Genomic DNA, 23,626 nt, shown 5'->3' on the forward strand with positions numbered 1-23,626 from the left:
AGGTAAAATAATGGTTACATCTTAGATAAAAGGAAGTGTTTGATTGATGAATATGACAATGTTTATGATCTATTTTGCATTGCTATTAATCATTCCGTTATGGGCTCAAAGTCGTGTTAAATCGGCTTATCGAAAATATTCACAAGTCGCCAACTCTTCAGGGATGACAGGGGCTGAAGTCGCACGTAAGATTTTAAATGATAATGGATTATTTGATGTTCGTGTAGAGGAGACTCGTGGTGTGTTAACGGACCACTATGACCCTCGTTCAAAGGTCGTTCGATTATCTTCTGATAATTTTCATGGTACATCTGTTGCAGGTGCTGCCGTGGCGGCACATGAGGTTGGACATGCTATTCAAGATGAGGAAGAGTATGCGTTTATGCGTTTTCGTTCTGCGTTAGTTCCTGTCGCTAATTTTGGTTCGAATGTATCGTTTTTCTTTATTTTAGCTGGTGTACTTATGAGTGCGTCGGGTATGCTACTTCTCGGTATTGTATTTATGGCAGCAGCTGTATTATTCCAAGTTGTGACTTTACCGGTAGAATTTGATGCTTCTAATCGAGCGATGGCACAAATGGTTTCGACGGGGATTATTCGAAATGATGAAGAACGCGAGACTAAGAAAGTATTAAACGCTGCAGCGCTAACTTATGTTGCTGCTGCTGTTGTTGCCGTACTTGAACTCGTCAGATTCATCTTGATGTATATTGGGATGAATGATGATTAATAGTAGTAAAAAAACCGCTATATGGCGGTTTTTTTATGAAAAATTTTAAATTAAAGAAAATGTTATGGTGTATATAACAAAATCTACTTTGAAGCAACTTTGGCACCAAAACAAACATGACGAAGCACCATGCACCTCGCCACCAACAAAAATGGAATTAGTGCCGACTATTTTAACATGGCACTTTTATAACTCCATCACCATCAGTAGTTGCACGCACAAAAAGGGAGCAGTGTGCTGTTAAGTCATTTATCGCAAGATGGATGACCAACTAACTTCAAGGCACAACCCATCGCCTCTAAGCAACATTCATACATCATCATTCGGTTTAATCACTTTTTAAAGGGCGTTTGTATTCGTCTAAGGTAAAGCCTTCACCAATAACATCTTGCACATCATTAACTGTTGCGAAAGCGTGTGGATCAATTTGCTCTACTAATGTTTTTAAGCGAATAAGCTCATTTCGGCCAACGACACAGTATAAGATTTCTTTATCACTCCCACTAAAGCTCCCTTTACCTTTTAAAATGGTAGCCCCACGATCCATCTCTGTTAAAATCTTTTGAGCAATTTCCGTATTCTTTTCTGAAATAATAAAGGCTGCTTTTGCTGAATAGGCACCTTGTTGAATAAAATCAATGACACGAGCGGCAATAAAAACAGCAACAAGTGTGTACATCGCCTCTCGGTAATTTAAATAGATAAGCGAACTTGTAATGACGATGGCATCAAAAGCAAACATCGTTTTCCCCATGCTCCACCCTAAATACTTAAAGCCGAGCTTAGCGATAATATCTACGCCACCTGTCGTCCCTCCAAATCGAAAGACAATTCCAAGTCCTACCCCTATAAATACACCTGCAAATAACGCAGCAAGGGTCATATCATCTTGAAGTGGTAAGTAAATAACAGGAAAGCGCTGAAACAACTCTAAAAATACAGAAACGCTTAATGTACCAATAACCGTATAAATAAATGTTGTTCTACCTAATATTTTCCATCCGATTATAAGGATGGGAATATTAAGAACTAAATTGGAGATGGCAGGATTGAAGGAAAAAAGAAAATATAAGATTAATGTTATGCCTGTGAATCCACCATCAGCTAATGAATTCTCCATATTAAAATAGACTAAACCAAAAGAGAGAATCGCAGAGCCAAGTAAAATCATTAAAATATCAATCCATTTAATTTGTCGTTTCAAAGAATAATCCTCCTTATTTCATGAGTAATTGTTCAGTATGTACGTATTAATTTTCACATGATAAACAGTCTTGATAAACAAGCTAGGATGCCATTCTATTATAGTCAAAGTAAGATTTTTCGGCAAATAGGTTTTTAGTATTTGTCAAAACGAACAGGATTCGCTAACATGGGAGTAGGAGGGAGTTCATACCGTGAAAGAACAATCGATGCAAGATATGCAAAAACGTGTAGATGAATATATAGGACAATTTAAAGAAGGTTATTTTAGCCCACTTGCGATGCTTGCCCGTTTAACGGAGGAGTTAGGGGAGCTTGCTCGTGAAGTGAATCATTATTACGGGGAAAAGCCGAAAAAAAGTGATGAAGAAGAAAAGTCGATGGAGCAGGAGATGGGCGATTTATTATTTGTCCTTATCTGCTTAGCGAATTCTTTACATATTGATTTAGATGAAGCATTTGATTTAGTAATGAACAAATTTGAGACAAGAGATAAAGATCGATGGACGAGAATTGAAAAGGAGTCAGAACAAGATGACAATTAAAGTAGTAATTGCAGGGCATCGAGGTAACATGGGGAAGTCAGCGGTACAAATGGTTTCTAACCAAGAGCAATTTGAACTGGTTGCTGTTGTTGATTCTAAACACGCCGGTAAAAAAATGCATGAGGTTCAAGGGGCTGAACCGTTAGATATTCCGATTTATGAGGATATCGACCTTTGTTTTGGAGAGAGATCTCCAGATGTTCTCATTGATTTAACGACACCGGCTTATGGAAAGAAACATATGGAAAGTGCGTTTGCACACGGGGTTCGTCCTGTTGTAGGCACGACAGGTTTTACGGAAGAAGATATTGAAGCATTACGTCATACAGCTCAAGAAAAAGGCTTAGGTGCGATTATCGCTCCGAATTTTGCGATTGGTGCTATTTTAATGATGAAGTTTGCTCAATCAGCTGCCAAGTATATGGAGGATGTTGAGATTATTGAGCGTCATCACGACCGAAAATTAGACGCACCATCAGGAACGGCGATAAAAACAGCTCAATTAATTTCGGAGGTGCGTGAGGCCAAGGTACAAGGGCACCCTGAAGAAAAAGAAGATTTACCTGGTGCAAGAGGTGCTGATTTTGAAGGAATGAAAATTCATAGTGTTCGCTTGCCTGGGCTTGTTGCTCATCAGGAAGTGATTTTTGGCAGCGTTGGGCAAACCTTAACGATTCGCCATGATTCCATCAACCGTGAATCCTTTATGCCTGGCGTAAAATTAGCAGTTGAAACGGTTATGAACTTAGATACACTCGTATATGGTTTAGAAAATATCATCGATTAAGTTGAAAAAGGGAGAGGAACTTCATGAAAATCGCTTTAATTGCTCACGATAAAAAGAAAGATAGAATGGTCCAATTTACAATTGCTTACGAGCAAATTCTTGCCAATCATGAATTATATGGAACTGGAACAACAGGTACAAGGATTATGGAAGCAACCAATTTACATGTACACCGTTTTAAATCAGGTCCTCTTGGAGGTGATCAACAAATTGGTGCGTTAGTAGCGGAAAATCAATTTGACTTGATTATATTCTTAAGGGATCCATTAACTTCACAGCCGCATGAACCTGATGTTTCCGCGTTAATTCGTTTATGTGATGTTCATGAAGTGCCACTTGCGACTAATATCGGTACGGCTGAAGTACTTATTAAAGGATTAGAACGTGGTGATTTAAAATGGCGTCAAATTATTCATGAGCAGGAGCAGAATTATGAGTAAGTTAGATGTGTTGGCAATAGGGGCTCATCCTGATGATATAGAAATTGGGATGGGTGCCACGATTGCGAAGTGGGTAGAGGAAGGAAAAAAGGTGGGGGTATGCTCGTTAACATATGCAGAGTTATCTTCTAACGGGACAGTGGAGTTACGTCAAGAAGAAGCCAAACAAGCAGCCCGGATTTTAGGTGTCAATTCATTACTCCAGTTAGATTTTTCAGATCGAGGCTTGAAGAAATATAATAAAGAGCAATTCGATCAAGTCGTGGATTTAATTCGTTGTTATCAACCGCGTCTCGTTTTTGCCCCATATTGGGTTGACCGTCACCCTGATCATAGTGATTGTTTTGAGATTGTTAAAGAGGCCATTTTTAATGCTGGGATTCGTCACTATCAAACGACGAATCACTTTGAGAATCATCGTGTGGAACAATTTTATACATATTTTATTAATGGCACACATCGACCTGATTTTGTGTTAGATGTAAGTGCTTTTTATGAGAAGAAGATGAGGGCTTTACATGCTTATCAAAGTCAATTTCAGAAAACGACTGATGAGGCAGTGGATACGCCGTTAACGAATGGTTATGTAAAAGCAGTGGAGGCACGTGACACGTTATTTGGACATGAAGTCGGCGTGCCTTATGCTGAAGGGTTTAAAGCGCTCAAACCACTTAAAATAGACACTTTATAAAAGAGGATAAATAATGAAAAAGTTAAAAATAGGGATAAGCTGCTATCCAACCGTTGGCGGATCGGGTGTCGTAGCGACAGAACTTGGGAAATTACTAGCTGAAAGAGGTCATGAGGTTCATTTTATCACATCAAGTGTTCCTTTTCGCCTCGATCGCGTCTATCCAAACATTTACTATCATGAAGTAGAGGTTAACCAGTATGCTGTTTTTCAATATCCGCCGTATGACTTAACATTAGCGAGTCGCATGGCTGAGGTAGCTAAAAGAGAAAAGCTGGATATTTTACACGTACATTATGCCCTTCCACATGCGATATGTGCGATTTTAGCGAAACAAATGGTAGGAGACCATCTAAAAATCGTCACAACTCTACATGGAACAGATATTACCGTTCTTGGTTATGATCCTTCCTTAGTCGAGCTAATTCGGTTAGGGATAGAGAAGTCAGATATAGTAACAGCGGTATCGAAAAACTTGATTGCTCAAACGAAAGAGCTAGTCAAGACCGAAAAGGAAATTATACCCGTTTATAATTTTATTGATGAACGTACGTACCGAAGAAAAGATGTAATGGATTTACGGAAGCAATATCAAATTGAAGAACAGGAAAAAGTATTTATTCATATTTCTAATTTTCGACCTGTTAAAAGAGTATTAGATGTTGTCAAAGCCTTTCATAAGGTTTCAAAAAGAGTAGAGGCAAAACTATTACTTATTGGGAATGGCCCGGATTTAGCGGCGGTTAGAGACTGGGTTGAACAAAATGGATTATCAGAGCGCGTTCTTTTACTTGGAAACCAAAAACATATAGCAGAATTATTATCAATGAGTGATGTTTTCTTTTTACTTAGTGAAAAAGAAAGCTTTGGATTAGTTGCTTTAGAAGCGATGTCTTGTGGCGTTCCAGTAATCGGTACAAATATTGGTGGTATTCCTGAAGTGGTTATAGACGGAGAGACTGGGTTTTTATGTGAAGTTGGTCAGATTGATCGAATTGTCGAAAAAGCGCTGGAACTTGTTTCCGACCAAGAATTATACGAAAGAATGCAAGAAGCGGGCGTAAAAAGAGCCAATACATTATTCCATGCCGAAACGATCGTAAAGCAATACGAGAATATATATCGACAAGTTATTCAAAATTAAGGGGGTGCTTGCGGTGGAAGAGATTTGGAAGGCTAGCCAAAGGTTAATGAATGAAATCAATGTGTTAGGGTTTCAAGCCTATATCGTTGGAGGGGCAGTGCGAGACTATTTATTAAAACGTCCAATAGCCGATGTCGATCTCGTCACTACAGCAGCTCCGAGTGAATTATTAACGCATTTTCCAAAAAGTTTTCAATTAAATAATCAACATGACACCGTATTAATAAAAGCGAATAACGTTTGGTTTGAAGTTACGACTCAAAATGGAGTTAGTTTGGAAGAGGACTTGAAGAGCAGGGACTTTACGATAAATAGTATGGCTCTTTCAAATGAACGAGAACTGATCGATCCGTATCATGGTCAAAAAGATTTAGAGCTTAGGCAGATCCGATCAACGGAACCGATGAAAAGTATGGCGAGTGATCCTTTAAGAATGCTCCGAGCGATTCGTTTTACAGCAGAGCTTGGATTTGAATTAGATGTACATGTGGAAGAGGCGATTGCAGTCTATGTTGCCGACCTGCAAAACGTGGCGATGGAACGAATCGTGAAAGAAATAGAAAAGATTTGGAGAGGATCCCACTTTAAAGAAGCGACTCAGACGGAGGCTGCAGCAACAATCTTAAAAAATCTCCCATTATGTGCATTTAATGATGAGGAAATGAGCAGGCTTCACATGTGGGACAACCCGATCATCGAAAACGAACTTTTTATATGGAGCTCTATATTTCTCTTAAAAGGTTGGTCAAAGTTGACTGCTCCAAAGTTGCCTTTATCTAAGAATCTTATTAAAGGTGTACACAAGCGCTTGCTTGCCTATCAAGAACGTTATGAGCAACGTTGGAATGTTGATTCCCTGTATCAGTTTGGTATTGAGGTCGCATTAGATGTTGAGGATTTGCGAAAAAGCTTTGGTTTCTCCACTATTTCCGCTCAACAATTACACGAGATGGTCAATGCGATGGCGATTAGATCAAGGAAAGACCTTCGTATAGATGGACGTTCTCTAATGGCTGCCTACCCTGAGAAAAACCCTGGGGTCTGGATTGAAACATGTTTAAGGATTGCTGAGACACTTGTATTGCATGAAGAAGTAGAAAATGACGCGGAATTAATACTTGCGGCACTAAAAAGGAGAGAGTGTGGTTGAAGGAAAAATTAGTAAGACTTCTTGTGGAAGCAAATGGACAGTTTTTATCGGGGGAAAAAATAAGTGAACAACTAAACTGTTCTCGTACAGCAGTTTGGAAACATATTGAATCATTACGTCAAGATGGGTATGAACTAGAGTCTGCTCCTCGTAAAGGCTATCGTTTTATCTCTCAACCTGATCAAATTAAAGCTCATGATATTAAGATTCATCTACATACCGACAATATCGGACAAACCATACATTATTATGAACAAATTACAACGACACAAAAGGCTGCCATGAAGCTGGCTCAAGAAGGAGCGGGCGATGGAGAGCTGGTCATCAGTAATCACCAGACAGAGGGTAAAGGAAGATTAGGACGGGTTTGGGAAACCGAACAGCAAAAAGCGATCACGATGAGCTTAATATTAAAACCTAAGATTCATCCAACGAAAGTGCCGCAGCTCACGTTACTCGCGGCCGTTGCGGTTTCAAGAGCCTTACAGCAAGCTACCAAGCTTCCTGTTACTATTAAATGGCCGAATGATTTATTAATAAACGGCAAGAAGTTAGTCGGGATATTAACGGAAATGCAAGCGGAGCCAGAACGAGTTTCCACGGTCATCGTTGGTATTGGTATTAATGTGAATCAGAGCTATGAAGATTTTCATCGTGAATTACAAGAAAAGGCAACATCGTTATTGATTGCATCGGATCAATCGTTTAAACGCTCAGAAATCGTTGCTGCCGTATTAAATGAATTTGAACGCTTATATGACCAATATTTATCGGAAGGTTTTGCCCCAATTAAAGCTTTGTGGGAGGATAACGCTGAAAGTATTGGCAAACAAATCATTGCTCATACTGCACAAGGAAGTTATACAGGCTATGCCAAAGGAATAACAGATGACGGAGTCCTTGAATTAGTTGAAGCGAATGGTCAAATAAGGCACATCTATTCAGCCGATATCGAAATCCCTTCCATAGAATTGAATTAATTGTTATACTAGGAGTAATTGGGCTGTATCATTCGAACAGCACCGATTTTTATTTGAATAACGAGTTACAATCAAATCGGATCTGCCTTGATCCAATAAGGACTAGGACAGAGGGATTCAGAACAAGCTCAAGAAGCAAGGCTTATTTCCTTGTTTTCTTTCGTAAGCATCCTTCTACCTCCATGTATGAGTAGAGATGCTTTTTTGTTGGTTTGAATCGCCTCTTCATTACGAAGGGAGTAGGGGTATGAAAACAACAGCTAGCTTTATGAAAATGAAAAGGAATCAAGAAAAAATTGCGATGATGACGGCTTATGATGCACCATCAGCAAAGCTTGTTGAGGAAGCGGGAATGGACTTAATTTTAGTTGGGGATTCATTAGGAATGGTTGTCCTTGGTTATGATTCAACGGTTCCTGTAACGCTCTGTGACATGGTCATGCATACGAAGGCTGTAAAACGCGGTGCTAAAAATACCTTTGTTGTGACGGATATGCCATTTTTAAGTTATCATGCATCTTTAGAAGAAACGTTTCAATCTGCGAAGAGCTTAATGCAGGATGCTCAAGCGGATGCGGTTAAATTAGAAGGTGCTGGTGAGGTTGTTACCGCAATTGATAAATTGACAAACGCAGGAGTTCCTGTTATGGCCCATCTTGGTTTAATGCCACAATCGGTCGGTGTCTTGGGCGGTTATAAAGTACAAGGGAAAGATGAGGAAAGTGCAGCTAGGCTGTTAGAAGATACGAAGGCAGTTGAGGCTGCAGGAGCTTTTGCGGTTGTATTAGAGTGTGTTCCTGAATCTGTGGCTGGTTGGATAACGGAACAAGTGAATATACCGGTTATCGGAATTGGGGCAGGCGTTCAAACGGACGGTCAAGTTCTTGTCTATCATGATGTGATTGGTTATGGAAGTGGACATGTGCCGAAGTTTGTTAAGAAATATGCCAATGTTGCTGATACAATTGGTACAGCTGTTACGTCTTATGTTGAAGAAGTGAAAGCACAAAAGTTCCCGCAAAAAGAACATAGTTTTCATGCGGATGTAAAACAAGTACAGCTCTATGGAGGAAAATAGAGATTCATGAATATATATCAATTAAAAAATGACATTCGTATACAAATTCGTAAGCACAAAGAAGAAGGAAAAACGATTGGATTTGTAGCGACGATGGGTTATTTACATGAAGGGCATTTAACGCTCGTTCAGGAAGCGAAAAGGCAATGTGACCTCGTTGTCATGAGTATTTTTGTAAATCCATTACAATTTGGTCCGAGTGAGGATTTTGATCGTTATCCTCGTGATATCAAGCGTGACAGACAATTAGCTGAAGAGGCTGGAGTGGACTATTTATTTCTGCCAACAGTAGATGAAATGTATAAAGAGAAGCCAACGATGGCAATTCATATTACACAAGGTACCGACGTGCTTTGTGGGGCAAGTCGTCCGGGACATTTTAATGGCGTTGCTATGGTTGTCATGAAGTTATTTCAAATAATCCAACCAGATAAGGCATTTTTTGGTTTGAAGGACGCACAGCAGGTGGCGGTCATTGAAAATATGGTCACTACCTTTGAAGTGCCTGTAGAAGTCATGGGTGTTGATACAGTCCGTGAAAAGGATGGTTTAGCTAAAAGCTCACGCAATGTGTACTTAACGAAGCAGGAACGAGTGCTTGCTCCCAAGCTATATGAAGCGCTCTCTGCCGTGAAGAAAAAAGTCGAGCAAGAGCCTGAGAGCTATAGTCGAGATGAAATCGTAAAAGTTGTTAAAAATAAATTAGAAGAACTACCACTTGGGGATATTGATTATGTGGAAGCATTACCGTATCCATCATTAGAGATAAACGAACAATTATCGGGTAAAATTTTAATTGCTTTAGCGTATAAATTTGCCAAAGCCCGTTTAATTGATAATGTAATTGTTAGTATGGAGAGGAGAGAAAACGAACATGTTACGCACAATGATGAGAGCAAAACTTCATAGAGCAACCGTAACGGAAGCGAATTTAAATTATGTTGGAAGTATTACGATAGATGAGGATTTAATGGATGCAGTCGGCATTATCGAAAATGAAAAGGTGCAAATTGTTAATAATAACAATGGAGCCCGTTTTGAAACTTATGTAATTAAAGGTGAACGAGGAAGTAAGGTATGTTGTTTAAATGGGGCAGCTGCGAGGTTAGTTCAACCAGGTGATCTCGTGATTATCATTGCTTATGGACTAGTTGATGAAAAAGAGTTAATGGATTTTGAACCAAAAGTAGCTGTTTTAGGTGACAATAACAAAATTGTTGAGATGTTAGGAACAGAACCAGCTTCTACCGTTATGTAAGATGAATACTTCCCCCTTTGAGGTAAAAACTTTAACTAAGTGTTAAAGGCTTAAAGGGGGGATTTTTTTGGAAACATGGTTACAACAAATCGATTGGGTTGAAAAGCTAAAAGAAAGCTGGAATGCTAAGTCAGGCGATAAACAAAAAGAAGCAATCGACCAATTAGAGACCTACGCCCAGTCTATTTTAGATTATTGGGGTGTTCTAGAGGAAGAAATTGCGGTTTTGAAAAAGCAATTGAAAAAAGAAGAAACCGCCACATTATATCAATCCAAAGGAACGGTTTATTTTAAATTAGATATGTTTAACGAAGCAATTTCTTATTTCTTAAAAGAAGAGCTTACAGGGATTGATGATGAATTACGTCATTTATATTTAGGGTATGCTTATTTATATGTGAATGAATGGGTAAAAGCAAAAGATCAATTTCTTTATATGATGTCATTTACAAAGGATACGGCCATCCTTCACGACGTATACATTGGTTTAGCGTGTATTTCCTGTAAACAGGAGAACTTTGAGCAAGCGATTGACTACTTTGAAAAAGCTCGTAAATGGTTAACAGATAATGACGATGTCGTGTATAATCTAGGTGTGTGTCATTTTTTAAATCAATCGTATGAACAAGCTATTCTTTATTTTTACGAGGCCATTGAGTTAAATGGAGATGATGGAGAAGCCTATTACTATCTTGGCATTTGTTTAATCGAAATTGGAAAACGTCAGGCTGGCTTCCGTGCATGGGGACAAGCGATGCCATTATTAAATAGTAGTGATACGCTTCTGGCATTAGCATATATGTTAGAATGGAATGGTCTGTTTAGGCAGGCTATTGACTGTTATCGCAAATTGTATGGAGATAAGCGTGAAATCGAAAAGTGTTTACATGGCTTAGCTTGGAATTATGGAATGTTAAATAAACAAGAACTTTCAAGACAGTATTTTAATCAATTATTTGAACTTAACCCGACTCATTCACTTGCTACACAATCATTTCAATGGTTACAGGAAGCATGGGTTTGTAAGTAGAGCCACATGTTTAGTTGGGAAGTAAATGAGAGGTGTTATGCATGGAACGTTATGTTGTGCTTGACCTTGAAACAACAGGTCATTCGCCACGACAAGGAGATAAGATTATCCAAATAGGGGCCGTTGTTATTGAAGGAGGGCAAATCGTTGAGCGATTTGCCTCTTATGTTCAGCCTGGAAAAGAAATTCCTCCGTTTATTACAGAATTAACAGGGATTACAGATGAATTAGTTCAGCAAGCCCCTACTTTTAACGAACTTATCCCGCTCATTATTCCGATGTTTGAAAGTGCGGATCTTGTTGCTCACAATGTGTTATTTGATTACTCCTTTTTAAAAGAGGCTTTACAAGAGCATGGTTATGCTTTTTCACCGAGTAATCAATTTGATACAGTCGAGCTTGCAAGAATTTTATTACCGAGTGAAGAAAGTTATAAATTGGGTCATTTAGCAGAACGACTAGGTTTTGATCATGACAGGCCACATCAGGCAGATAGTGATGCTGAAGTTACGGGACAGCTATTTCTATTTTTAATGAATAAATTACATCATTTACCGACTTCTACTTTAAAACATTTACAGGTCATTACAACATCATTTAGAAGTGACTTGCCTGCCTATATTGACAAGCTTTTATTAACGGATCGTTTTGAAATCGATCGTCAATATGACCATTTTCGTTCGTTGTCACTAGCTCTAATTGAAGAAGAGGAGCCGCTTCCCGTTAAGCCAAACCACTCTTTTCAAGAGGTTATTCAGTCATTAAAAGCGGATGTACATACGGAGACAACGAAGGCATTTAAACAATATGAAAAAAGAGACGGACAAATTAAAATGATGGAGGCAGTTGCTAATGCCTTTGCAAATAATGAACATATGTTACTAGAAGCAGGTACTGGAACAGGTAAATCAATTGCCTATTTACTTCCGTCAGCTCTTTATAGTATGGAAAAAGAAGAGCCCATCGTTGTCAGTACTCAGACCATCCCTTTACAAGAACAAATCTTTGTCAAGGATTTACCGATTTTATCGACGTTGCTTGCACAGCCGGTTCGTGCAGCACTTTTAAAGGGTAGAAATCATTATTTATGTTTACGTAGGTTTGAGCAAAGCTTAAATCATACGGCGGAAGATACATATGATATTCAATTAACAAAGGCTCAGTTACTAGTATGGATTACGGAAACGAAAACAGGTGACGTGGAGGAACTGTCTTTAACAACAGGTGGGCGTCAGTTTTGGTTTGATGTACGTAGTGAGGCAAAAGCAGAGTTAGGGAGCCATAATTCTTGGGCGAATCGTTGTTTTTATTATCGAGCGCGGAAGAAGGCCCAAAATGCTCATATTATCGTCACTAACCATGCTCTGTTATTTACGGATTTAATGTCTGTGCAATCTTTAATCCCCAAATATGAGCGCGTTATTATCGATGAAGCCCATCATTTTGAGGAAGCGGCCTCGAATCATCTTGGTGCAGCAACCGATTATCTTTCTTTTATGTATGTTTTTCAAAGGTTACATAAGCAGAAGGAAGAAGGTTTGCTGGAGCAATTAAAAGGATTGTTGGAAAGATATCAATTGTTAGAAGTTGAACGTTTTCTGAACGTGCAGCAGCAACTAAGTCTCATGAATGATGAAGTGGATGAGTTATTCCGCATGATTTTTCGTTATGTTGAAAAAAATCGTGCAGCAGGAAAAAGTGATACAGGTAGATTACGTTATCGTTTCTTGAGTTATGAAGAAAAGGGCGTGCTTTGGGATTCGATTTTAGAAAGTGCGATGCGTTTTTATATGCAAAGTAAACGTTTATTTGATGGATATGATCGGTTTTATACGTATTTGAATGATGAATCGGTCGAGTTGCAGAACTTTGAAAAAGCACAACTTGTCGATATCCATTCATTATTTGAACAGCTGAGAGAGCATGTGGCTGTCCTTTATGAAATGTTGCTTGAATGTGATCCTGATTATGTATATTGGATTGAAATTGAGGCAAGAGGAGCAAAAAATGCGGCATACCTTTTCAGGAAACCAATTGATGTAGCAGAATTGCTTGCCGATTCGTTTTTCACAAAGAAAAAAAGTGCTGTGTTAACTTCAGCGACATTAACGGTGCAAAATTCCTTTCAATACCAGATAGACCGTTTAGGGCTAGCCGACTTTGGAGTAAAAGCTTTATCAATCGCAACACCGTTTAATTACGAGAAGCAGGCTTTATTATTATTACCGACTGATTTACCCGCAATTAAAGAAGTAAGTGAGAAAGATTTTGCTATGGAAGTGTCCATTAAAGTGATCCGAATCATTCAGGAAACAGACGGGAAAATGCTGATTCTCTTTACTTCTTTTGAAATGTTACGTTCGGTCTATCAATTTGTGAAGGATCTTAAAAGTAATGATGATAACACGGTGTTAATCGGTCAAGGGGTTACAAGTGGGAGTCGCTCCAAATTGTTAAAGCTCTTTAAACAAAGTGAAAAAGCTGTGTTATTTGGGACGAGTAGTTTTTGGGAAGGGATTGATATGCCAGGTGCGGAGCTAGAACAACTTATAATTGTTCGTTTACCTTTTTCTCCACCAGACGATCCACAACTACAAGCACAATTTGAACTCGCAAAAGAACGTGGTTTAAATCCTTTTACGACGATTTCTTTACCGCAAGCCATTATTCGTTTTAAACAAGGATTTGGCCGATTAATTAGAACGAACCAAGATCGAGGGTGTATTTACATTTTTGATCGGAGAATTTCTACGACTCAATATGGAAAAGCGTTTGTTCATTCATTACCGGAAATGCCGATCGCGAAAGGGAAATTGGAAGCTTTATTAAAAGACGTACAAACCTTTCAGAATGGAGGAGGATGAAGATGGGCTTAGTAGTTAAAAATGTGAAAATCATTTCGTTTGAAACAGAAAACACCTTTGATGGTTATCTTTATATAGAACAAGGTCAATTTAAAGAAATCAAACAGGGAAACCCACGAATCGAACTAGTTAAAGAAAATGACGTCATCGATGGAAAAGGTAAATGGGCGATACCTGGTTTTGTTAATACGCATACTCATATCGGTATGAATTTATTGCGAGGTTATTCGGATGAATTACCTTTACAAAAATGGTTACAGGAAAAAATGTGGCCATTTGAGGCAAAACTAGATCGACAAGCAGTGAAAGCGGCTAGAAGACTTGCTTTAGTTGAGATGTTGAAGTCAGGTACTACGACATTTTTAGAGATGTATCACTTATTTATGGATGATTTAGCGACAGATGTTGAATCATCAGGCATGCGAGCTAGCTTAATGCGTTCGATGATCGGATTATGCTCAAAAGAAGAACAAGAGGCTAAGCTACAGGAAGCGGTTCATTTTGCTAAACGTTGGCATCAACAAGCAGATGGCCGAATTCAAACCATGCTTGCACCCCATGCTCCCTATACATGCCCGCCAGCTTTTATTGAGCGAATTATTGAGGAAGCCATAAAGCTTCAGTTACCTGTTCATACGCATTTAGCTGAAACGGCCAAAGAAGTGAATGATCATATCGAAAAATATGGTGTTCATCCTGCTAACCATTTTTATGATTTAGGCTTTCTAGAGTCTGTTGACTGGTTGTTCGCACATGGGGTATTTCTAGAGGAGGAACAGCTTGAGTTATTAAGCCAAGGAAAAAATGTAGCTATAAGTCATAACCCCATAAGTAATTTGAAACTAGGGTCAGGAATTGCTCAAGTAACGAAGTGGCAAAAATATGACCTTAAGGTTTGTTTAGGGACTGATAGTGTCGCTTCTAATAATACATTAGATATGGTTGAGGAAATGAGAATGGCCGCCCTCATTCATAAGGGTTACCAACATGACCCAACGGTCGTAACAGGTATCGATGCATTAAAGATGGCGACATTATCAGGAAGTGACGCCTTGCAATTTAAGACGGTTCAAGGATTAAAGCCTGGTTTTGATGCTGATTTTCTATTAATTGATGCTCATCAAGCTCACTTGCAACCAAATCAGCAAATTTTATCGCATTTGGTTTATGCCTTAAATAGTCAAGACATACGTGATATATTCGTTAAAGGGAAACAACTTATGAAAAATCGTGAATTATCAACGTTAGACGAAGATAAAATTATAGCTGATGCAAGTCAAGAATTTAAACGAATTGCAGCTAAATGAATAAATTCCTGCAAAAATTGCAGGAATCATTGAGGTGTGGTTTAGGTATTTATTTTGTATTTTGCTCAAAGCGCCAAGGAAATCGGGTTTGCCTTATTGATAAAGGAAAGACACTATTTTGGTCGTATCCGTGGCGGCTTAGAAGCGAAATATGTTGTTTTTCTAATTGGAACAACAGTTCCAAGCTCTTTTGTTTATTGTTTAACATGGTTTCGCCTCCCTTATTGAGTTATAATATTAGTATGGTTTTTCATTAACGAACTATGACTAGCAATAGTTTCTGAAACAGGATATATTTAAACAGTAATCAGAACGAACTGAGGGACACGCTTTTTTGAAAATAGGAAAGAAAAGGTGGATTTTTTATGAATAGTAAGGTCGAAGTATTATCTACGGTACGTGTGGATAAGTCTCATGATTTATATAAAATCGTGGACTCCTTAAATCGAACGTTAAAAGAACAAGATCTTATGTTCGGTCTAGCATTGGATCAAGAAGATCAAGAGCAAATGGTATTCACCATTTATCGTACATAAAGGTCATTTTGAGATGAAAAAATGGTTTGTAATTGGAATGGCTGCTGTATTGATTTTGAGTGCTGTATGTTTTATTTATTTTTATAATGAAATAAGGAAACCTTTAGTTAGTGGTTATGAACAGGCATTGGCATTTGCTCATGAAGAACAATTGATAACAGAAGTGGAAGATATTGATTATTATCACGGCACGGATACTTATTTTGTGTTAACGGGTTTGGATGAGGATGGCGATCCGGCTTATGCTTGGATTAAGGATGATTATGAGAGCTATCACGTTGAAAAAAGAGAAGATGGTATTTCTGTTGATGCTGCGCTATCGATTGTTGAGGCTGATTACGGGACCAAGGAAATAATTGAGGCACGATTAGGTTTTGAAAGAAATGTGCCAGCTTATGAAGTACTGTTTATTGATGATGAAGATCGTCAAAGCTATTATTATGTGACGTTTGATGATGGTACATTTATGAAAAGGTATCATTTAAATCGAGATTAACGTTAGAAGTGAAGGTTTTAATTGCTTGATGTTTTGTACAAAGGTATAATGAAAAGCGATTAAAGGAATTGTCGAAGTAATGGAGGGTATTTTGTTGAAAACTACAATAGCAAAAGTTGGTCAATTTGTGGATCGATCAGTAAAAATTGGTGCATGGATTGCGAACAAACGGTCAAGCGGTAAGATTGCATTTTTACAATTACGAGATGGAACAGGTTTTATCCAAGGTGTTGTCGTGAAGGCGGAAGTTGGAGAAGATATATTCGCAAAAGCGAAATCAATTACTCAAGAGTCTTCACTTTATGTAACGGGTACTGTTCGTGAGGATGAGCGTTCACCATCTGGTTATGAATTAACGGTTACAGATATAGACGTCATACATGAAGCGGTTGATTATCCGATTACACCAAAAGAACATGGGACAGAATTTTTAATGGATCACCGTCATTTGTGGTTACGTTCAAAGCGTCAACATGCCGTGATGAAAATCCGTAATGAAATTATTCGTTCTACATATGAATTTTTTAATCAAAATGATTTTGTTAAAATTGACCCACCGATTTTAACTGGTAGTGCTCCAGAAGGTACGAGTGAGCTATTTGCTACTAAATATTTTGATGAAGATGCTTATCTTTCACAAAGTGGACAGCTTTATATGGAAGCGGCAGCGATGGCACTCGGTCGAGTTTTTTCATTCGGACCAACATTCCGTGCAGAAAAGTCAAAAACGCGTCGTCATTTAATTGAGTTTTGGATGATCGAACCGGAAATGGCTTTTGTTGAACATGATGAAAGTCTTGAAATCCAAGAACAATATGTAGCCTACATCGTTCAATCTGTATTAAAGAATTGTCCGTTGGAATTAAAAACATTAGGAAGAAACTTAGAGAATTTGGAAAAAATTAAAGCACCATTCCCTCGTATTACGTATGATGATGCAGTCAAATTCCTTCATAAGGAAGGGTTTGATGATATTAAATGGGGCGATGATTTTGGTGCTCCACATGAGACGGCTATTGCTAATCATTATGACACACCGGTGTTTATTATTAATTATCCAACGTCATTAAAGCCATTTTATATGCAACCACATCCAGAACGTGATGATGTTGTTTTATGTGCGGATTTGATTGCTCCTGAAGGTTATGGCGAAATTATTGGTGGTTCAGAGCGAATTCATGATATGGAGTTGTTAAAGCAACGTCTTGATGAACATAATCTTGATTTATCTGCGTACCAGTGGTATTTAGAACTAAGGAAATATGGTTCCATCCCGCATTCTGGCTTTGGATTAGGATTAGAAAGAACTGTGGCATGGATTTCTGGCGTTGAGCATGTGCGTGAGTCGATTCCATTCCCGCGTTTATTAAATCGTTTATATCCGTAATAGGTGGACAAGAGGGGAAGCGAATGAATCTTGAATTCATTCGTTTTTTCATTTGAAGAAATGGTTTTGTATGAAAGTTAAATGGATGGATGGTGCTCATTTCTCGAGATAACTTGTGCTTGACTAACGAACCAAAAACACTTGGATGTTGGATACAAGTCCTGATGAGTAACTACTCTCTCTTTTTTTCTTCTTATTCATTTTAATCATTTTTGTAAGAATGATTTTAACTTGAGAATTAGCACTACCTAGCGCAGCATAATTTTCGGTAGCGATGAGTAACGCTCCATGTTCGCACTAACTTTCATACAATAATACGTCAAGTGTATGTTAAGAAAGATTATGGAACCTTGGTCGAACGGAATCGTTTTATAGCTAAATCGTGTTATACTGTTAGTTAGAGGTGTTTGAAGATGGTGGAACAAAACATTTGGGTAAAGTGGATGCAGCATGGAACCGTTTCTGTGCCAAAAATCCTTTTAGAAAAATATACAAAAATAGGGCTAAACGAAAAAGAGTTAATCGTTCTTTTACATGTACAGTCTTTTATAGAGCAAGGGGAAAGGTTTCCAACTCCTGAGTTACTGGCAACGCGTATGACCGCACTAGTAGAGGAGTGCTCAAGCTTGTTAGGAAACCTATGTCAACGTGGGTTTCTATCATTAGAGAATCATTGGGATGAACACGGAATAATGTACGAGTTTTATTCCATGGAACCGCTTTGGCTCAAACTATATCAACTGATTAAATATGAAGAACAACAACAAGATGAGCAGCAAAAAGAAACAGATGATGGCCAATTATATCAACGATTTGAAGCGGAATTCTCAAGACCGTTGTCTCCAATCGAAGCGGAAACGTTATCGATGTGGTTGGATGAGGATGGTCATAAGACAGAGTTAATCATAGCAGCATTACGAGAAGCCGTTGTGTCTGGTAAGCTCAACTTTAGATATATTGACCGGATTTTATTTGAATGGAAACGGAATGGCGTACAAACGCTACAACAAGCTAAAGCGTACGGGGAGAAATTCCGTAAGCATCAAACGAAAACAAAATCAACAGATCAAGAACGATTAAAATCGAATGCATATCCGAGTTTTAATTGGTTAGAAAGCTAGAAAAGGGGATTTAATACGGTGTTAAGTAAAAAACAGACCATGGAAGCGATAGATGAAATAGCCAAACTTTTTCCAGAAGCAGAATGTGAACTGACTCATTCTAATCCATTTGAGTTGCTCATTGCGGTTGTACTATCTGCTCAATGTACAGATGCACTTGTTAATAAAGTGACACCTGATCTATTTAAGAAATACCAAACGCCAACAGATTATTTGATGGTCCCACAAGAGGAATTAGAGGAAGATATTCGTCGCATTGGTTTATTTCGAAGTAAAGCGAAAAATATTCAAAAGCTAGCTCGTTCTTTAATCGACGATTTTGGTGGAGAAGTACCAAAAGAAAGGGAACAACTTGTGCAATTAGCTGGAGTTGGACGGAAAACGGCCAACGTTGTGACCTCTGTGGCTTTTGGAAGACCTGCCATTGCCGTTGATACTCATGTTGAGCGTGTGAGTAAACGTCTAGGGATTTGTCGTTGGAAAGACAATGTTCGTGAAGTAGAGGAAACGTTGATGAGAAAAATTCCAGAAGAGCGCTGGTCAGATACCCATCATCAGCTGATCTTTTTTGGACGTTATCATTGCAGGGCCCAGTCACCAAAATGTTTAGAGTGCCCATTATTAGACAAGTGTCGAGAAGGAAAGAAACGAATGAAGGGGAAGCTTATTTCATGAAGCTTCCACTTTCTTTTCAAGTTCGTCCTTTTTACTATGAAAAGAGCTCAATTTTTGAACCGACTCATGAAGAGCAGCAATGGCTGGACGTTTATTTTTATTGGGATTTACAAGAGCAACAAAAGCCATGGCAAAACCCTACTCAATCATTAGAGAAGATTTTTTCTTATTGGGAGAAGAACCATTATTTAATGAAAGAATATTTTAATAAAAGGGAAAATGAACAAGCCAAGCAGTTAATGCTTTCGATGAGTGCTTTAATCATTCAAGGTGTTTTTTGGCTGAATCGACAACGCGTCACAAGTTTGAAGGATTTAGGGTCTCAAATAAATAAGCTACCGAATCGTCCGGTCAATGCCGAAGAAAGAATCCCTTATATACTTGAACATCTCGATCACTTTCAATCATTTAAACAACTAGAGATGTTATTTTCTGAATTGAAGAAATTACTTATACGTGTATCACTACTCGAGAAAAAAGAGAAAAAGAAAGAATGACCAAGGAGCGGGTTAGAATGTTATCAGAAGAGTTACACAATCAACCTATAACAGGTTTATTAAATGAGCAAGAATTAAAGCGATTACATATTATTGATGAAAAAAAAGAAAAACCTTTTTTTGAAGTGGCGTTTTGTGGACACTTTTCTGCTGGTAAATCGACAATCATGAACACATTATTAGGAGCTGAGATTTTACCGACGAGTCCAATTCCAACTAGTGCAAACTTAGTCTCGATCGAACAAGGTGAGCTTGGTGTTACGGTAGGTGGTAGTGATGGAGAGACGCAATCTTGGACAGGGGATATTCCTTGGGAGAAAATACGCGAGTGGGGGATGGACGGTGAAAAAATCTCAGAAATGAGCATGTATGCACCTCTCCCTTTCTTAGGAACAAGTATTATTTACGATACACCTGGTATTGACTCCACGGACCCTAGTCATCAGAAAATGACGGTAGAAGCACTTTATACAACGGATTTAATTGTTTATGTGATGGAGTATAATCATGTTCAATCAGAAACGAATTTACATTTTTTAAGAAAGCTTTCAGAAGAGCGCAAACCTTTGATTCTCATTGTTAATCAAGTAGATAAACATGATGAAAAGGAAATTTCGTTTGAACAGTTCAATCGTCGCGTAATCGAAGGATTCCGTGCCTGGAATATCCAATATTTACAGCTCTTTTATACGAGTATGAAGAAACCCCAGGATATCAACAATGAGTACTTTGAGTTTGAGCGAAAGATGAAGGCGATTTTATATCATGGGGAACAATTAACATATTTATCTAATGATCGCATGAAGCAAAGCTTATTATTAAGTGCAAAATCCCGTCTGGAGTTTGATTTAGATGAACTGATCGAGCAAGCTCGTGAGCATCTAGCAGAGAAAGGTTTTGGTGAAGATGCAATCACAGATAAAGAAGTGATGGAAGAGAGGCTCGAGCAATTAACGTTACAGGTAGATGTATGGGAGCAGCAATTCGAGCAAGAATGGCGTCATTTATTTGAACAAGTTACCATTTTTCCTTTTGCAACAACGGATTTAACTAGGAAATGGTTAGAAAGTAAAGACCAATCTTTTAAAGTGGGTTTATTTGCTTCGAAAAAGAAAACTGAGTTAGAAAGAAATTCTAGGTTGGAAGCACTCATCAAAGAATTAGACGACAAGATCAAAAGTCAACTCGTTTTTCATTTAAAGAAAACCTTTGAAATGATTGAGCGTGACCAAATTGTTGAAAAAGAGCAATTAGAACAAGAGATAGCTCAGATCGATATACAATTAACGAAAGACTTTTTTGAGGAGGTTGATATTCCAAAACATATTAATCGGGATTATGTGTTTGTTTTTACAAAGGATAGAGAAGCAAAAATCAAAAAAATATTAGTTGAAAAAGCAAGAGGTGTTTTGCGCTTTGCAATGGAGCAATTACAGCCAGTTCGCGAAGAGGAAATCGCTGAGCTTACAGAAAAGCAAGCGAAATTCCAGTCTGTTCGTGCTATTTTTGGTGAAATAGAGGAAGCGAAAGAAATGTTTGCATTGTTTCATAAGCGGATCGCGTTGGAAGCGGAACAATATGAAGATCAAGATTTTCTTAAAACGATTGATCTTATATCCAATAAAAGCTTTCCAGAAAATCTAGACCTGACGCCATTTATCGATCTAAGCTTACCAAGTGAAAGTGTCATTGAAACCAATTGGCAACAAGATCTCACATCTAGTGAGGAAGAAGTACCTTTTGAACTTTCAACGGAAAAAATGGAGCAATTAAAATCTTGGATTCAATCTAACCACGGATCTCGATCGCTCGAAAAAGAAAGAAAACATTTACAAGAACGACTTAGACGTGAACAGAATCAAACGTTTAGAATCTCGTTATTTGGTGCATTTAGTGCAGGAAAGTCAAGCTTTGCTAATGCCTTATTAGGAGCACAAGTATTGCCAGTATCCCCTCATCCAACGACAGCAACGATCAATACAATTAAGCGTTCAACCGCGGAATATGCTCATAATCAAGCAGTTTTATTTTTCAAATCAACGGAGAATCTGGAGCAAGAAATTCGTTATGTCGGTAAGCAATTGGGGGAGGAACTCAATCTCGATCAGCTCTTGTCATGGCGACCACAGCTTTCTAGTTATACAAAAAGTTCACAAAAAACGCTTGCTGAGTATTTATTAACGTTAAAGAAAAGTCTGAATCAAGACCGTTCGAAATTAAATACAAAAGAAGTTGTCACGGTTGAAGGTGCCCAAGCATTTATTGCAGAAGAAAGCAAAGCCTGTCTGATCTACGCGGTTGATGTCTATTATGATTGTCATCTGACACTAAATGGAATTGAGCTTGTTGATACACCAGGAGTAAATTCGATTTTTGGTCGTCATACAAATGTGGCATTTACGCAAATTAAACATTCAGATGCCGTGTTTTATTTAACCTATTATAACCATGCTTTTTCTAAAGCTGATGAGTGGTTTTTACAGCAGGTAGCCAAAGTGAATGAAGGTTTTCACGAAGATAAATTATACTTTGTGTTGAATGCGGCAGACTTAGCGGGTAATGAACGTGAACTTAATGGTGTAAAAAAGCATGTATATGATGAGTTAACACGAAATGGGTTACAAGAACCTAGATTATATCATCTTTCAAGTAAACAAGGATTGCTTTATAAAAAAGGACAGCCATCACAAGCGGGGATGGAATTTGTCCAGTTTGAGCAACAGTTTTACCAGCATACGATAGAGGATTTAAAGAAGCTTAATATCAGATTGTTAATTGAAGATGTTGCCACTTATCAAAAGAAGGTGGAGGCAAATCTAGCTTACATCCAAAGTGATGAAGGCTTTAGACAGCGGAAGCTTGAAGAAATGAAAAATCAAGTCGCTCAGCTTCAAGATTTTATGAAAAAGAATGCATTATCGATTGAATCGGCTCAAGTCCAACATGAATTAGAACAATTATTGGTCTATTTGCGTGAGCGATTATCTTACGTTTTATCCGATGGTTATATTAGTGCTATCAATGTCACCACTTTGACAGGTAAAACGAAGAGACAACAGCAGGCGAGTTTAATGGAAGGAATTAGAGAGTGGAAGGGAGAAGCGGAATTATTTTTACAAAAGGAGCTTGAGGCAACCTTTGTTAGAATCGAACTAACCGTTAGCAGAGCTTATGATAACTGGCAAAATCGAATCGCAGAAAAGATAAAAGAATCGTTCCCGCATTTCATGATAGAAAAAGATGATTTTCAGTTTGACTTTAAGTTTGATTTTAATGAAAGCTTTATTGACATGAACCCTAGTGATTTTTTGGACGATTTTAAATCACCAAAACATTTCTTTGAAGAAGGTGGAACAAAAGCCTTAAAAGAAAAGCTTGTTCAAATCGCAAGTAGTAAAGGTAAAGATGCCTTAAAGCAAACAGAAATGGTCATAGCTGCTCAATTGCAGGACGTAGTTCAAGTGTTAGACAAACGAGCGAGTGAGCATATACTAAAACAGATTGCTGCTGAACGAGACAATTTTGATCTGCTGTTTTCGGAGGTAGAGCAAGGGCAATTAGTGAAGGAATTAAAACAGCTTCAAGCTATTAGTTTACAATCGTTACGTTTATAAGGTTTTTTCGTTACTCCATGCATAAAAGAAACCTTTCATGAGAATGAAAGGTTTCTTTATTGATCTTATGGTTATAAAAAAGACTGACCTGAT

23 protein-coding genes are annotated in these 23,626 nt (G+C 38.1%); 21 read left to right on the top strand and 2 right to left on the bottom strand.

Annotated features, from left to right (window positions below; all coding sequences use genetic code 11):
* The first annotated feature begins 52 nt into the window (after positions 1 to 52).
* Positions 53 to 730: a zinc metallopeptidase gene (locus PQ479_RS01745; protein WP_047989615.1), complete on the top strand. Its 678-nt coding sequence runs from the start codon at positions 53 to 55 to the stop codon at positions 728 to 730.
* 328 nt (positions 731 to 1,058) lie between these two features.
* Here the strand turns inward: PQ479_RS01745 and PQ479_RS01750 are convergent, their stop codons facing one another.
* Positions 1,059 to 1,901, bottom strand: coding sequence for a YitT family protein (locus tag PQ479_RS01750; protein ID WP_047989614.1), 843 nt, complete (start codon positions 1,899 to 1,901; stop codon positions 1,059 to 1,061).
* A 241-nt stretch (positions 1,902 to 2,142) separates the two neighbouring features.
* Between PQ479_RS01750 and PQ479_RS01755 the strand changes: the two genes are divergently transcribed.
* The 13 genes from PQ479_RS01755 (at position 2,143) to PQ479_RS01815 (ending at position 15,207) form a co-directional block, all read left to right on the top strand.
* Positions 2,143 to 2,478 (top strand): nucleotide pyrophosphohydrolase, encoded by a 336-nt coding sequence (locus PQ479_RS01755; RefSeq protein ID WP_083991301.1) that lies wholly within the window; start codon positions 2,143 to 2,145, stop codon positions 2,476 to 2,478.
* A complete protein-coding gene (gene dapB, locus PQ479_RS01760; RefSeq protein WP_047989295.1) occupies positions 2,468 to 3,265 on the top strand; it encodes a 4-hydroxy-tetrahydrodipicolinate reductase in 798 nt (265 codons plus the stop codon). Before PQ479_RS01755 ends, dapB begins: the two co-directional genes overlap by 11 nt.
* A gap of 23 nt (positions 3,266 to 3,288) precedes the next feature.
* Positions 3,289 to 3,705, top strand: a complete 417-nt coding sequence (gene mgsA, locus PQ479_RS01765) for a methylglyoxal synthase (protein WP_047989294.1) — start codon at positions 3,289 to 3,291, stop codon at positions 3,703 to 3,705.
* A complete protein-coding gene (gene bshB1, locus PQ479_RS01770) occupies positions 3,698 to 4,396 on the top strand; it encodes a bacillithiol biosynthesis deacetylase BshB1 (RefSeq protein ID WP_047989293.1) in 699 nt (232 codons plus the stop codon). The genes mgsA and bshB1 overlap by 8 nt, the downstream gene beginning before the upstream one ends.
* A 13-nt stretch (positions 4,397 to 4,409) precedes the next feature.
* Positions 4,410 to 5,540 carry an N-acetyl-alpha-D-glucosaminyl L-malate synthase BshA gene (gene bshA, locus PQ479_RS01775; RefSeq protein ID WP_047989292.1) on the top strand — a complete coding sequence of 377 codons (1,131 nt, stop codon included), beginning with the start codon at positions 4,410 to 4,412 and terminating at the stop codon, positions 5,538 to 5,540.
* A 13-nt stretch (positions 5,541 to 5,553) separates the two neighbouring features.
* Positions 5,554 to 6,690 carry a CCA tRNA nucleotidyltransferase gene (locus PQ479_RS01780; RefSeq protein ID WP_047989291.1) on the top strand — a complete coding sequence of 379 codons (1,137 nt, stop codon included), beginning with the start codon at positions 5,554 to 5,556 and terminating at the stop codon, positions 6,688 to 6,690.
* Positions 6,687 to 7,670 (top strand): biotin--[acetyl-CoA-carboxylase] ligase, encoded by a 984-nt coding sequence (locus PQ479_RS01785; protein WP_047989290.1) that lies wholly within the window; start codon positions 6,687 to 6,689, stop codon positions 7,668 to 7,670. The genes PQ479_RS01780 and PQ479_RS01785 overlap by 4 nt, the downstream gene beginning before the upstream one ends.
* Before the next feature lie 247 nt (positions 7,671 to 7,917).
* Positions 7,918 to 8,748: a 3-methyl-2-oxobutanoate hydroxymethyltransferase gene (panB, locus tag PQ479_RS01790; protein ID WP_047989289.1), complete on the top strand. Its 831-nt coding sequence runs from the start codon at positions 7,918 to 7,920 to the stop codon at positions 8,746 to 8,748.
* 6 nt (positions 8,749 to 8,754) lie between these two features.
* Positions 8,755 to 9,657: a pantoate--beta-alanine ligase gene (panC, locus tag PQ479_RS01795; protein WP_047989288.1), complete on the top strand. Its 903-nt coding sequence runs from the start codon at positions 8,755 to 8,757 to the stop codon at positions 9,655 to 9,657.
* Positions 9,623 to 10,006, top strand: coding sequence for an aspartate 1-decarboxylase (gene panD / locus PQ479_RS01800; protein WP_047989287.1), 384 nt, complete (start codon positions 9,623 to 9,625; stop codon positions 10,004 to 10,006). The genes panC and panD overlap by 35 nt, the downstream gene beginning before the upstream one ends.
* A 67-nt stretch (positions 10,007 to 10,073) precedes the next feature.
* Positions 10,074 to 11,036: a tetratricopeptide repeat protein gene (locus PQ479_RS01805; RefSeq protein ID WP_047989286.1), complete on the top strand. Its 963-nt coding sequence runs from the start codon at positions 10,074 to 10,076 to the stop codon at positions 11,034 to 11,036.
* Between the two features lie 41 nt (positions 11,037 to 11,077).
* Positions 11,078 to 13,900: an ATP-dependent DNA helicase DinG gene (gene dinG / locus PQ479_RS01810; RefSeq protein WP_047989285.1), complete on the top strand. Its 2,823-nt coding sequence runs from the start codon at positions 11,078 to 11,080 to the stop codon at positions 13,898 to 13,900.
* A 2-nt stretch (positions 13,901 to 13,902) separates the two neighbouring features.
* A complete protein-coding gene (locus PQ479_RS01815; protein WP_047989284.1) occupies positions 13,903 to 15,207 on the top strand; it encodes an amidohydrolase in 1,305 nt (434 codons plus the stop codon).
* Between the two features lie 49 nt (positions 15,208 to 15,256).
* On the opposite strand, the gene PQ479_RS01820 is transcribed toward PQ479_RS01815, so the two are convergent.
* A complete protein-coding gene (locus PQ479_RS01820) occupies positions 15,257 to 15,415 on the bottom strand; it encodes a hypothetical protein (protein ID WP_273716724.1) in 159 nt (52 codons plus the stop codon).
* Between the two features lie 157 nt (positions 15,416 to 15,572).
* Between PQ479_RS01820 and PQ479_RS01825 the strand changes: the two genes are divergently transcribed.
* From PQ479_RS01825 to PQ479_RS01855, 7 genes are all read left to right on the top strand, one after another.
* The gene (locus PQ479_RS01825; RefSeq protein WP_069187723.1) at positions 15,573 to 15,743 is read left to right on the top strand and encodes a YpmA family protein; all 171 of its coding nucleotides are present in this window, start codon (positions 15,573 to 15,575) and stop codon (positions 15,741 to 15,743) included.
* Between the two features lie 13 nt (positions 15,744 to 15,756).
* Positions 15,757 to 16,239, top strand: a complete 483-nt coding sequence (locus tag PQ479_RS01830) for a cell wall elongation regulator TseB-like domain-containing protein (protein ID WP_047989283.1) — start codon at positions 15,757 to 15,759, stop codon at positions 16,237 to 16,239.
* 94 nt (positions 16,240 to 16,333) lie between these two features.
* On the top strand, positions 16,334 to 17,626 hold the full coding sequence (asnS, locus tag PQ479_RS01835; RefSeq protein WP_083991272.1) for an asparagine--tRNA ligase: 1,293 nt from the start codon (positions 16,334 to 16,336) through the stop codon (positions 17,624 to 17,626).
* Positions 17,627 to 18,042: 416 nt separating this feature from the next.
* Positions 18,043 to 18,747 carry a DnaD domain-containing protein gene (locus tag PQ479_RS01840; RefSeq protein ID WP_047989613.1) on the top strand — a complete coding sequence of 235 codons (705 nt, stop codon included), beginning with the start codon at positions 18,043 to 18,045 and terminating at the stop codon, positions 18,745 to 18,747.
* Between the two features lie 18 nt (positions 18,748 to 18,765).
* A complete protein-coding gene (gene nth / locus PQ479_RS01845) occupies positions 18,766 to 19,422 on the top strand; it encodes an endonuclease III (RefSeq protein ID WP_047989281.1) in 657 nt (218 codons plus the stop codon).
* Positions 19,419 to 19,919 carry a YpoC family protein gene (locus tag PQ479_RS01850; RefSeq protein WP_047989280.1) on the top strand — a complete coding sequence of 167 codons (501 nt, stop codon included), beginning with the start codon at positions 19,419 to 19,421 and terminating at the stop codon, positions 19,917 to 19,919. Before nth ends, PQ479_RS01850 begins: the two co-directional genes overlap by 4 nt.
* 17 nt (positions 19,920 to 19,936) lie before the next feature.
* Entirely contained in the window at positions 19,937 to 23,533 is a 3,597-nt protein-coding gene (locus PQ479_RS01855; protein ID WP_047989279.1) for a dynamin family protein, read from the top strand.
* The last annotated feature ends 93 nt before the right edge of the window (positions 23,534 to 23,626 follow it).

This window comes from Alkalihalobacillus pseudalcaliphilus (genome assembly GCF_028610675.1).
Classification (GTDB): Bacteria; Bacillota; Bacilli; order Bacillales; family Bacillaceae_D; genus Alkalihalobacillus; species Alkalihalobacillus pseudalcaliphilus.